The 13,223-nt window shown below is 49.0% G+C and carries 9 protein-coding genes; all 9 read left to right on the plus strand.

Features of this window, described 5'->3' with window-relative positions; translation table 11 throughout:
- Window positions 1-518: 518 nt before the first annotated feature.
- The gene (locus KGFNPO_RS07395; RefSeq protein ID WP_472634413.1) at window positions 519-3,284 is read left to right on the plus strand and encodes a YjbH domain-containing protein; all 2,766 of its coding nucleotides are present in this window, start codon (window positions 519-521) and stop codon (window positions 3,282-3,284) included.
- 242 nt (window positions 3,285-3,526) lie between these two features.
- Window positions 3,527-5,425 carry an SLBB domain-containing protein gene (locus KGFNPO_RS07400; RefSeq protein ID WP_472634033.1) on the plus strand — a complete coding sequence of 633 codons (1,899 nt, stop codon included), beginning with the start codon at window positions 3,527-3,529 and terminating at the stop codon, window positions 5,423-5,425.
- A gap of 53 nt (window positions 5,426-5,478) precedes the next feature.
- The gene (locus tag KGFNPO_RS07405) at window positions 5,479-6,699 is read left to right on the plus strand and encodes a GumC family protein (protein ID WP_472634035.1); all 1,221 of its coding nucleotides are present in this window, start codon (window positions 5,479-5,481) and stop codon (window positions 6,697-6,699) included.
- A gap of 825 nt (window positions 6,700-7,524) precedes the next feature.
- Window positions 7,525-8,850 carry a UDP-glucose dehydrogenase family protein gene (locus tag KGFNPO_RS07410; RefSeq protein WP_472634037.1) on the plus strand — a complete coding sequence of 442 codons (1,326 nt, stop codon included), beginning with the start codon at window positions 7,525-7,527 and terminating at the stop codon, window positions 8,848-8,850.
- A gap of 190 nt (window positions 8,851-9,040) precedes the next feature.
- On the plus strand, window positions 9,041-10,075 hold the full coding sequence (locus KGFNPO_RS07415) for a TDP-N-acetylfucosamine:lipid II N-acetylfucosaminyltransferase (protein WP_472634039.1): 1,035 nt from the start codon (window positions 9,041-9,043) through the stop codon (window positions 10,073-10,075).
- Window positions 10,076-10,132: 57 nt separating this feature from the next.
- On the plus strand, window positions 10,133-10,795 hold the full coding sequence (locus KGFNPO_RS07420; RefSeq protein ID WP_472634041.1) for a PglD-related sugar-binding protein: 663 nt from the start codon (window positions 10,133-10,135) through the stop codon (window positions 10,793-10,795).
- Window positions 10,792-11,484, plus strand: a complete 693-nt coding sequence (locus tag KGFNPO_RS07425; protein ID WP_472634043.1) for a WbqC family protein — start codon at window positions 10,792-10,794, stop codon at window positions 11,482-11,484. Before KGFNPO_RS07420 ends, KGFNPO_RS07425 begins: the two co-directional genes overlap by 4 nt.
- Window positions 11,481-12,617, plus strand: coding sequence for a dTDP-4-amino-4,6-dideoxygalactose transaminase (gene rffA / locus KGFNPO_RS07430; RefSeq protein ID WP_472634045.1), 1,137 nt, complete (start codon window positions 11,481-11,483; stop codon window positions 12,615-12,617). The genes KGFNPO_RS07425 and rffA overlap by 4 nt, the downstream gene beginning before the upstream one ends.
- Window positions 12,618-12,751: 134 nt before the next feature.
- On the plus strand, window positions 12,752-13,216 hold the full coding sequence (locus tag KGFNPO_RS07435; RefSeq protein ID WP_472634047.1) for a serine acetyltransferase: 465 nt from the start codon (window positions 12,752-12,754) through the stop codon (window positions 13,214-13,216).
- The last annotated feature ends 7 nt before the right edge of the window (window positions 13,217-13,223 follow it).

Consider the following 13,223-nt stretch of genomic DNA (forward strand, 5'->3'; position numbering starts at 1 on the left):
TTGATCGGTGCTTCCAAAAACGCAATGATCCGATCTGCATCAAAGTAATGACTATATCTGTAATGCCCATTTTTGTTTTTTCATGGCAACGATGAACTGCGCCGTAATAGCGTGGAGGATGTGGTTTATGGGAAACAAATTTATTATTCTGGAGGGCAATAATGCTAAAATCCGGCGTTGATTAAAGTCAATACAATGTTTTTTTTGTAACTATTTATGGTCGTCATCGATGTTTTCATTCTTGCTACTTCCACAAGGCTGGCCTCGAATTCCGGTGCAATCACAATAAATACAGTTGCATAAAAATTTGTGTCGAGAAGGCAATGCATCTCCTCAGTTTTTGCTTTAAGACACTTCGTTGTCTTTTTTTATTGCTGGATTTTCCAGTGCTGAGTTAAACCTCAGGGCTTTCTTTTGGGCTGTTGAATTTGTTAACCGTACTGCGAAAATCAATCAAATATACTTGGTGCGGCTGCCTGGTCTTTGGGTTCACCCAAGACATCGGCGCCACGCCAGCTATTAATGGACAGTCCGGTTATGTCAACATGCCCAGTGCGTCAGTTGAGGCCGACGGCACCTTCAGTATGGGCTATGGCTATGACAGTCCTTATGGCGAGTTATGGGTAACGTCCACTGTGCTGCCATTCTTGCAAGTGACCGGCCGCTATGTATCGATATCTGGCATTCCGGGATTTACCAATGCTAGCAACAGTTTCGGCAGTGGTTACGGGCGCTATAAAGACAAGGTGGTTGATGCCAAGCTCAAGCTATGGGACGAAACTGCCTTGCTGCCTACGGTAGCAGTAGGGGCAACTGATCTGCTGGGCACTGCGCTGTTCAAGGGGCAGTACGTAGTTGCGACAAAAACTTTTGGTCGTAGTAAGAATCTGGAAGCAAGCATAGGCTATGGCCACAAAAGGCCCGATGGCCTGTTTGCCGGCGCGCGTTGGCGGCCCGACAATCTGCCCAATTGGGCGTTGGTCGCAGAATACGATGCAAATGATTACGCCAAGGATTTCCGCGCTTCAGAGACATACGCCGGGCAACGTAGCAAAGGCCCATCGGTAGGTGTCGAATATCGCTGGGGTTGGCTGGGTGTTCAGGCGGCACGGCATCGGGATCATTCCAGCATCAATGCCTTTGTCAGCATTCCGTTTTCCGACAGGGAATTCATCCCTAAAATTTTCGAGCCGGCGTATTACCAGGAGAAAGGTACTCGCTCGCGTCCTTCGATCGCTGAATGGAAAAATGATGCCGGCCACGGTGCCGCCCTGGTGCAGGCACTGGTCAAGCAGGACTACAAGAATATCCGCATCGCGCTTGAGGGTAATGCGCTCAATCTCACGCTGACCAATAACCGCATTTCCAACCTGGGGCGTGCAGTGGGGCGTGCCACCCGCACCGCGTTGGCTTTTGCTCCGATGGGAATCAGCACCATACGCATCACCTATACCAAGCTCGAACAGCCCGTCGCCACCTATGAGTTTTTTGACATGAAAAAGCTCAGCGACTATCTGGACATGAAGATAGACCGTCGGGCATTTCTGGAAGCAGTGCTGGTGCGCTATCCCAACCGGGATGACATCATTCACGACGAACAGGCAGGCATGCTGGCCGGCATAAAAGATGATTCAGGTTTAGACGTACTGCTGGGCCAGGATGGGAATATCGTTCAGGTCAGTTCGGAAGATCGCGAGGCCAACCGATTCAAGGTGGTGCCAAAGCTGGGTTTTTTCTTCAACGATCCCAGCGGCGCATTACGCTATGAACTGTCGGCAGCTACCAATTACGACAAGCGCCTGGGCGAAGGGCTGTATCTTAATGGCGCACTGGGCTTGACGCTTGCCGAAAGCGTCAGCGGTGTCACGCAAGCTTCCAACAGCCTGTTGCCGCATGTACGCAGCGATGTGGCCGAATACAAGCGCGGCAATCGCCTCAAGCTGCACCGACTACTTCTCAATAAGTATGTGACGCCTAGTGAACGCTGGTACGCGCGCGTTTCAGGTGGAATTTATGAAGAAATGTTCCGCGGTGTCGGCAGTCAGATACTTTATTTGCCAAAAAACAGTCGCTGGGCTGCGGATGTATCTGTCGATGCACTGCAGCAGCGGGATTTTAAAGGCTGGTTCGGCAAACAGGATTACCAGACCGTCACCGCGCTAGGTGCGCTGCACTATCGTCTGCCCTATGACATCACCGCCACCGCTAGAGTCGGGCGCTTTTTAGCCAAGGATGTAGGCGTGCGGGCCGAGTTCAAGCGGCGTTTCCGTTCCGGTATAGAAGTTGGCGCATGGTATACCCGCACCAACGGCAAAGACACCACATCGCCGGGCACGGTTGCTTCGCCCTACAACGACAAGGGCATTTTCCTTTCAATCCCGTTGGGCACCATGCTGGCGTCCGACTCGCAAGCGAATGCCGGATTCGCTATCTCGCCATGGACGCGTGATGTGGGACAGATGGTTTCCTCACCGGGCGATCTGTACGAAATGTTGGAAAATCCCCGCCTCGACATGGCCACGTTTGACGGCCTGGGCAACTTTGCCGAACGTACGGACGAGCAAAATCATCCCGCTGTCAACCCGCCGGAAAGAACCTTCGGCAATCCATGGCCTGCCATGCGGATGCGTTTGGACCAGTCATCCTCCGCGTTGCCCGCACCCACTGATTGGGTGAAAGGAGCGGGGCTTGCTGCCGGTGCGGTACTGGTTGCATCGCTCAGCGATAAAAAAATAGACCAATTCGTGAAAAATCATGTCGGCTCACGTGTCATGCGCGGCTGGGGTAACTTCGGCAATGCCTTGCCGTTTGCGTTGGTCGGCGCAGCAGGTGCTGCGGTCGCCCTGGGCGATGATCGCATGCAAAACACGGGGCTAATATCGCTGCAGTCTGTCGCCGCAGCGACGGGCGTGGCTCTTGGCACAAAATACATCGTTGGCCGTGCTCGCCCGGAAGAGGAGACAGGCCCTTGGTCGCGGGTGGGCAATGGCCAGTCCCGCTCGAATGCATCGTTTCCGTCCGGTCATGCCACAGTCGCTTTTGCCGCCGTCACGCCTTTTGCAAAGGAATACGATGCGCCCTGGTTGTACGGAGTGGCTGCAGTCGGTTCGATGGGCCGCGTGGCGGGCAGGGAGCATTGGGTATCCGACGTCGTGGCCGGCGGCATATTGGGTTATGCCGTGGGCAGTTGGCTCTGGCACGCCCAGCGGGATGAAAAAAAATCCGCCATCTCCATTAACACAGGGCCGGGAGAAGTTGGCGTTACCTGGCAAAAATCATATTAATAACGGAGGTTACGCACTTCCCAAGCAAAACGAGTCGGAATCAGTAGGTTGGTGCTGAGTTTGCGAAGCCCAACACTCTGCGCAGAATGTTGGGCTGATAAAGCGTCAGCCCAACCTACAAAGGCCGCTCCAATATTTGTTCAGTTTTCTCGTGACGGGACAAGTGCGGAACATCGGATAACAGAGTTAACGTGCGTAGTGCATTGAACGAATCAACCTAATCAAACCAAGTAAAGATAAGCATGAAAAAGCAATATTTCGTAGCCAAGCCGATCATGAAACAGCTTATATTTTCTGCATGTCTGTTGGGGATGGTGTCTCCGCAGGTATGGGCACAGAGTGTTGGTGGACAGAGCATTCCAACTGGCGTGGAAATGTCTGCTGGAAAAGGTTTGCCGTCCATTAGCCCGTCCATTACCAACATGCGGCCTGAAACACGCCAGCAACAGAATCCATTGACGACCCGTCCGGCCAAGGCCGCCAGCAAGGATAAAGACACATTCGAGTCCTACGTGGAAACGGTAACGGGCAGAAACCTGAATATCTTCGGTAGAGATCTGTTCAGCGATGTTCCGTCCACCTTCGCACCGTTCGATGGCGCACAAGTCAATCAGGACTACGTGATCGGCACCGGCGACGAATTGCAGATTCGCGGCTGGGGCATGGTCGATATCGATATCAGCGCCACCGTAGACAGAAGCGGCGCAATCTACATTCCACGCGTCGGCTCGGTCAAGGTCGCGGGTGTCAAATACCGCGACTTGCAGGGTTATCTTAAAAAAGCCGTCAGCAAAATATTCAATAACTTTGAACTGACTGCCAGCATTGCGCAGACCCGTGCGGTGCAAATTTATGTGGTCGGCCATGCGGTGCGTCCCGGCACCTACACGCTCAGCGCCATGAGTACGCTACTCAATGCGTTGTTCACCTCCGGCGGTCCGGATGCCACTGGCTCCATGCGCAACATCCAGGTAAAGCGCGGCACGGAAACAGTTACCTCGTTCGATCTTTACGACATGCTGATCAGTGGCGATAAAAGTCGCGATGTCGCTTTGCGCGATGGCGATGTAATTTACATCCCGGAAGTGGGGCCGCTTGTGGCGCTCACCGGCAACGTAAAGAACCCTGCGATATTTGAATTGAAAGGGCCTTCATCCCTGGCCGACATCGTCAATTGGGCGGGTGGTTTTGATTCGGCGGCAGAGTCGAAACAGATCATCGTTGAAAAGAACGTCGATAACAATTATCAGACCGTGGTGGAACTAGTTGCCGACAAATCCGCGATCACCAGCCAGCTAGCCAGCATACCGGTGCAGCCGACCGATATCCTGCGCGTATTTGCCCCTGGTGCAGTCCCGGTACAAGTACAGATCCAGAATGAATACGTGCGCGTCGCCGGCGAGGTCAAGCAAAGCGGTGTATTTCAGCTCAGAAAAGGCGAAACACTCAGGGAACTCGTCGCCCGGCTCGGTGGCGCCACTGATAACGGCTATATTTATGCAACTCAGCTCAATCGCGAATCCGTCAGGCGTACCCAGCAAGCAAAATTAAATGAAGTCGCGGACCGCTTCGAGCACGATATGGAGACCAGTGCAACGCAGCGCGTGGCGGGTTCTACCGATAAAGACATCATCGCTACGGCGGCCGCTGAAGTCGAGAGCCAGCGCCGTATCGCACAGAAACTGCGCGCCATCAAGGCCGAGGGCCGCATCGTGCTGGAGTTGCCGGATGGCGAAGCGCAAGTCAAACATTTACCCGATTTGGCATTGCAGGATGGCGATAGCGTGTATATCCCACGCAAGCCCGGCACGGTAGATGTTCTGGGCGCCGTATTCCAGCAAAATGCCTTCATCTACCGGCCGCGCCGCACGGTAAATGACTATCTGGCGCTGGCGGGCGGGCCGACCGTTACCGCGGATAAGTCTGAGATGTATCTGATTCGGGCCGATGGCACCGCACAAAGCGGGCGCAGCACCGGCTGGTTCAGCGGCATAAGCGGCGCGCAAGTCAACCCCGGCGACACCGTGGTGGTGCCGGAACAAATCGTGCGCAGCTCCTGGACCCAGAACTTAAAGGAATGGACAACGATCCTGTACCAGTTTGGCTTGGGTGCGGCTGGCATCAAAGTGCTGCAAAACTAAAAATTCTTCCAGAAATCCGGGCTGCAAGCCCGGTATCGACTTGAAAGTAAAAGATGTCTGAACAACTGGAAAACAATGTGCAAGCGAACCATGATGCTAATGCGGATGACGAAATTCATCTGCTGGATCTGTTAATCGCATTGGCACACCACAAAAAACTGGTGATCGGCATGCCTATCGTCACCGGCGCATTGGCGATGGCTATCAGTCTGTTAATGACGCCGGTGTTTACCGGTACCGCCAAGATGATGCCGCCGCAACAGCAGAGCTCCGGTGCTGCGGCTATCCTGGGTCAGCTCGGTGGATTGGCTGGTGCAGTAGGCGGCATGGCCGGCATTAAAAATCCCAATGATTTATATGTGGGAATCCTGGAAAGCCGTACCGTTGCAGACAATCTGATCAAGCGCTTCAAGTTGAAAGAACGATATAAAGCGGAAACGATGGATGCCGCCCGCAGTAGCCTGAATGCCGCAAGTGAGATCGTCAGCGGCAAGGATGGATTGATTTCCGTTGACGTGGTTGATAAAGACCCCAAATTTGCAGCCGATTTGGCAAATGCTTATGTCGATGAGCTGGACAAACTGACACAGACCATGGCGATCACCGAAGCATCGCAGCGCCGCCTCTTTTTTGAAAAGCAGTTAAAAGAGACCAAAGACCAGTTGGCAAATGCCGAAGTCGCCCTGCGCCGCACCCAGGAAAAAACCGGCATGATCCAGCCGGACGCGCAAGTGCAGGCGATTATCAGCAGCGTTGCGCAGCTAAAGGGCACCATTGCAGCCAAAGAAGTGCAGTTGACTGCAATGCGCACCTTCGCTGCCGGCCAAAATCCGGATCTGCTGCGTACCCAGGAAGAGCTGCGCGGACTGCAGGCGCAACTGGCCAAGCTGGAAAAAAACCGGCCATCCAAAGAAGGCGACTTCATGGTCCCCACCGGCAAGATCCCTGAAGTCGGGGTCGAGTATGTACGTAGTATGCGCAACGTAAAATATTACGAAACCATATTTGAATTACTCGCGAAACAATTCGAATTAGCCAAAATTGATGAAGCCAAAGACTCGTCCACCATCCAGTTACTGGATAAAGCAGTTCCTGCGGAACTCAAATCCAAGCCGAAGCGTGCATTGATCACGCTGGTAGGTGCGCTCGGAGGGGGAATATTCGGAATTATTCTGGCATTCATGCATGCGGCTTATAGCGGTTCCCGCCAAGATCCGGAAACCAACAACCGTTGGCAACAACTATCGATGGCATGGAGGAGATCGCCGCGTTAAACGACACTCTAATATTTTCTTTTGATAAGTGGATGGGGCGAATGGTTGCAACATCAATGGAGATGATCAACCTCTCTGCCAACGCCATTGTGTCTGTCCAGGTGGGCAAAAGTGCCCACCCACATCAGGACTCGCCAAGTACAAGAATTCCGTAGGAGTGCCTTCAACCGCAAACGCCGGACAGCAACAGTAATTCTTGTAGGAGCGCACCCGGGCGCGAAAGCAGTCGCCAGACTGCAGCCGTTGGTCGCGCCCGGGTGCGTGCCAAGACCGCATACCGCACGCCCTACGCGTTGCGGCTTTCGGCCTTATGACCAGTGCAAAATATCGGCGATTATCCCCATGGGGATGCCATGTTGTTGTAGGTGCGAATTCATTCGCACAAGCTCGTACAGAATAGTTGAAAGTGCGAATAAATTCGCACCTACGGCTTTACGCACTGCGGCATACGCCTGGATGACCGTGCAGCTTGCGGTCTTGAATAAATATTAACAAACAAAATTAATGGCAGTATATTTTAAAGTCTCAATAAACATATGCGGGAAATGCCATGAAAATTGTGATACTCCATGTTTTTACGAATATCAACAAGTGTTCGGTTCATACAGGAGAAATCCAAGCCGAAGCGGTTTCTGTAGAGCGCATCCGGGCGCGAAAGCAGTCGCCAGACTGCAGCCGTTGATCGCGCCAGGGTGCGCTCCACCAAAACCACGTCACTGCATTTTTGATAGATCAAACATTAAATCAAGCAACAAATAGTCACCGAGCACTTAAAATGAAAATCCAATCAACAAGCAATAAAGCCGACCCAATGCGAGCAAAGCTTTGAAAGTCACCATCGTAGGCACCGGCTACGTCGGCCTAGTCAGTGGCGCATGCCTGGCCGAAGTCGGTAACAAAGTCCTCTGCCTCGACCTCGACCCTGAAAAAATCCGCATCCTCGACAATGGCGACATCCCCATCCACGAGCCGGCCTTGCTCGAAATGGTCCGTCGCAACGTCGCAGCGGGCCGGCTGCAATTCACCACCGACATCGACCGTGCTGTCGCCCATGGCGCGATCCAATTCATCGCAGTCGGCACGCCACCGGACGAAGACGGCTCGGCCGATCTCAAATATGTACTAGCAGCAGCCCAAAACATCGGCAGCCGCATGACCGAATACAAAGTCATCGTCGATAAAAGCACCGTCCCTGTCGGCACCGCCGACAAAGTCAATGCTGCAATCGCAGCAGAACTGCGCAAGCGCGACATTAACAACATCCAATACAGCGTTGTCTCCAACCCAGAATTCCTTAAAGAAGGCGCAGCCGTAGAAGACTTCATGCGACCCGACCGCATCGTCATCGGTGCCGACGACGAACAAGCCATTGACTTGATGCGTAAACTCTACGCACCTTTCAATCGCAATCACGACCGCCTCATCGCGATGGATGTCAAAAGCGCCGAGCTCACCAAATACGCCGCCAATGCCATGCTCGCCACGCGTATCAGCTTCATGAACGAACTGGCCAACCTCTCGGAAAAGCTGGGTGCCGACATTGAAATGGTGCGCCAGGGCATTGGCTCCGACGTTCGCATCGGTTACCACTTCCTCTATCCAGGCTGTGGCTACGGCGGCTCCTGCTTCCCTAAAGACGTCAAAGCCCTGATCAAAACTGCAGCAGAAGATGGCGGCATCACGCTCAAGGTACTCAGCGCAGTCGAAGAAGCCAACGACGCGCAAAAGCACGTCCTCACCAACAAGATCAAAGCCCAATTCGGCAATGACCTCAGCGGCAAAAAATTTGCCCTCTGGGGCCTGGCCTTCAAGCCCAACACCGACGACATGCGCGACGCCCCTAGCCGCAAACTCATCGCCGATCTGTTCGCGGCAGGCGCCACCGTCACCGCCTACGACCCGGTAGCCATGTCGGAAGCAAAGCGTATTTTTGGAAAGGAAACCAGACTCGCCTACGCTGAAGATCCGCTCAGCGCCTGCGAAGGTGCCGATGCGCTAGTCATCGTCACCGAATGGAAAGAATTCCGCAGCCCCGACTTTGATGTGATTAAAGCCAAGCTCAAAAATCCGGTGATTTTCGATGGACGCAATCTTTATGATCCGAAGGCTGTGCGCAGTGCTGGAATTGAGTATTTTGCGATTGGGCGATGAGCAGCAGTTTGCACTCAGCAAAACAACCATTTTTTCCACAAATACCAAACTTTATGCAACAACCTACCAACACACCCTACGCTATGGTCAAGATCTCCGGCATCAAGCATTGCGGAAGATGCCAGTACGGTACTGGCGACAGCGCTAGGTTTGTAGCTGAAAGGTTTGAGTATTCTCAGATTGGTGAGAGATGAACTCTAGAATTCTTCATATCATTACATTAGACAAATTCATACCGCCCTTTATAGATTTTGTGGGTGCAAACTTTGATATCTCTAAACATCATTTTTTGATCATCGGCAAAAAAAAATATGAATATGGGTTGGCACAAGATCATCCCGTGACCTGGATAGACAAAATATCGAAAATTTTTACTCTTCTGATCGCAATGTACAAAGCGGAAAAGATCATTCTCCACGGTCTTTGGAATAAGCAAATTATTCAACTACTTTTTCTCCAGCCGTGGTTGCTCAAAAAATGTTACTGGTGCATCTGGGGTGGTGATCTTTACTACTATCAAAACCGACCAAAAAAATTTCTGGCAGATCAATTTGAAAAAATTCGGACGTCAGTAATTGGCAAAATCGGGCATTTCGTTACCTACATCGAAGGTGACTATGAGTTAGCGAAAAAGTGGTACGGCGCAAAGGGGCGTTACCATGAATGTTTTGGATATATTAGCAACCTTTATAAAGATTACGACATTACATCCAAAGCTCACGAAATTATAAATATACAAGTGGGTAACTCTGCTGATCCAACTAATAACCATTTCGAAGTTTTGGACAGCCTTATTAGGTATAAGGGAGAGAATATAAAAATATTCTTGCCATTGTCTTATGGAAACCAGTCATATGCTCAAAAAGTTATTGAGTATGGAAAAAATAAATTCGGCGAAAAACTTGTTCCAATGACGAACTTTATGCCATTCGAGGAATACCTTGCTTTTCTTTCAACTGTTGATATTGCCATTTTCAATCACAATCGACAGCAGGCTCTTGGAAATACAATCACCTTGCTTGGTCTTGGAAAAAAAGTATTTGTTAGGAGCAGCAATACAACGTGGTCTCTGTTTGAAAAAGAAAATATTAAGATATTCGATATAAATGACCTTGAACTTAGTGTTTTGGATGAGGAAACAAAGAGTATAAACACGGCTGCAGTAAAAAAATATTTCTCTTATGGAAACTTGGTTAGGCAGTGGCGAGAGATTTTCGAGCAGTAATTTGTGCATTTCTCAAAATTGACGTGGACTCAACTTTAGTAGAGGTAAGGTGTGCAGATGAATGTTGTTATTTTTGGCGCTGGCGAGTTTGCGAAATTGATGCACTACTACCTTTCGGTGGAGAGTAAAGGTGTATTCAATGTTGTTGGTTTTGCGGTGGACGATGCTTACGTACAAGATAAAAAATTTTGTGGATTACCAATTGTTGGCATGAGCCAAGTCGAGGCTAAGTTTCCATCACCGACTCACAATATGTTACTCGCTATAGGTTACAGTCAAATGCGAGCCAGAAAAAAAGTGTATGAAGCGATTAGGGGAAATGGCTATCGCCTGATTAACTATATACACCCGAGTGTGGATAAGAAAAATTTAGTATGTGGTGAAGGCAACATTATCTTAACGAATGTAACGATTGAGCCTTTCGTGACAATAGGGAACAATAATATTTTTTGGTCAGATACATTACTGGGTCATGATTTAATCGTTGGGTCGCACAATTATGTGTCTGCGAAATGTTTGTTGGCTGGAAAATGCCGTATTGAGGATATGTGCTTTATTGGTAACGGCATCATTATGATTAACTCGCTGACTATAGCAAATGAAACATATTTGGTAGCAGGAACAAACATAAGGAAAAGCACAAAGCAATATGGAATGTATGCGGGCAATCCTGCAAAGCTCATCAAGTTTAATGATGCTAAAGGCATTGTAATTAAATGAAAAAAATCGCGATCCTTCAGTCCAACTACATTCCGTGGAAGGGCTATTTTGACATGATTGCTGCCGTGGATGAGTTCATTCTCTACGACGATATGCAGTTCACCAAAAATGACTGGCGAAATCGCAATAAGATTAAAACCCCTAATGGGGTTGAATGGTTAAGTGTTCCTACAGGGCAAGACATCAGTCGACGCATCCGCGATGTTGAAATATCTAACCCTATCTGGCAAAAAAAACACTGGCGTACGCTCGAGGCTAATTATCGCCGTGCACCGTATTTTAAAGAGATAGCTGCTTGGCTTGAACCCATTTACCTTGAGCAGTCCTATGCGTACCTCTCAGTGCTTAACCGTGCGTTGATTGAAGCAGTGTGTGGCTACCTCGGCATCAACACTAAGATTAGTAATTCTTGGGATTATCAACTTATCGAAGGTAAAACCGAAAGGTTAGTGGATCTCTGTATGAAGGCAGGGGGTACCGAATACATTTCGGGGCCTGCAGCTAAGGATTACATTGAAGAACATCTCTTTGAAGAGCGTGACATAAAACTCACATGGTTCGATTACGCAGATTACCCAGAGTATCCCCAACTATGGGGTGAATTTATCCACGGCGTGACCATTCTTGACCCACTATTTAATGTAGGCAAGAATGCACCGAATTTTATGAACTACGTAGGAAAGAAATGATTTCATTTAACCACCCTCCCTATACCGGCAACGAAGATCAATATGTATTGGCCGCCATGCGTAGCACCAAAATTTCCGGCGATGGTGAATATGGTCAAAAATGTCAGCAATGGTTTGAACAACTGCTCGGATGCAAGAAAGCATTTCTAACACCGTCCTGCACCCAGGCATTGGAAATGGCAGCGTTGTTAATCGACATTCAGCCTGACGATGAAGTCATCATGCCGAGTTACACTTTTGTCAGTACTGCTAACGCCTTTGTATTGCGCGGGGCAAAAATTGTATTTGTGGATATTCGCCCGGATACCATGAATATTGATGAGTCTTTGATCGAAGCGGCTATCACTTTGAAAACCAAGGCGATTGTTCCGGTGCATTACGCCGGTGTTGCATGCGAGATGGACACAATCATGGACATTGCCAATCGCCATAAGTTGTTTGTTATTGAAGATGCAGCGCAGGGCATGATGTCCACTTACAAAGGCCGCGCTTTGGGTACGATTGGACACATGGCCGCTTACAGCTTCCATGAGACAAAAAACTTTACCAGTGGCGGCGAAGGCGGATTGCTTATCATCAACGACGACCAATTTACGCGGCGTGCTGAAATCATTCGTGAAAAAGGTACAAATCGCAGTCAGTTCTTCCGGGGTATGGTGGATAAATACTCGTGGGTAGATATTGGCAGTAGTTATTTGCCTAGCGAGATTCAGGCTGCGTACCTTTGGGGACAATTGGAGTGTGCTGAAAAAATTACTCAGAACAGATTGGCAATTTGGAATGACTATCATGCAGCCTTAAGCATCTTGGCAAGAGACTGTGTTATTGAATTGCCTACGATTCCGCAAGAGTGCACGCACAACGGCCACATGTTCTATCTCAAGACTAAAAATTTGGATGAACGCACGGCATTGTTAGCGCATTTAAAAACCGATGGTATTTACGCGGTGTTTCATTATGTGCCTTTACACAGCGCACAAGCGGGCAGCAGATTTTCGCGGTTCCATGGAGATGATGAATTTACTACTAAAGACAGTGAATGTTTAATTCGTTTGCCTATTTTTTATGGCATGGACAAGCAGACGGGTGAACATATTGTGCAAAGTATTCTAAAGTTTTTTAAAATAAAATGATTCGTGCATATAACAAACTGAAATATCAAATATACACTGATGACGTAAGAAATTACGGCAGAATAGTTGGATTTAGATTTCGACTCAAAAGTAGTCGTGGTCAACTACTTCTACTTTTAAGAATTTGTAATTTCATGAGTTCAAATGAACCAAAATATATTTTTAGATTGCCTTACAAGTTATTCAGTCACATCGCCACTGCTAGACTATATAAATTGCAAAATAAACTACTTGTAGAAATAAGTCATAGAACAAAAATTGGCTACGGGTTATTTCTGCCACATCCCAACGGGATTATTATTCATCCATATGTAGTTATTGGAGATGATTGTACAATATTGCAGCAAGTTACTATTGGTAATAATATTAATAAAGGAAAAGATAACCTCGCCATTATTGGAAATAATGTTTCAATCGGTGCAGGTGCTAGAATTATTGGCCCAGTAAAAATAGGAAATAATGTAATAGTTGGTGCAAATGCAGTTGTTACTAAGGACGTGCCTGATAATTGTGTTATCGCTGGTGTACCCGCCAAAATAATCAGTAATATAGTGGCAGCGCCTCACAACGGTGACTATGCACCTTATGTAGAAAGATGATGTTGAT

This window comes from Gelidimonas diazotrophica, from assembly GCF_055694025.1.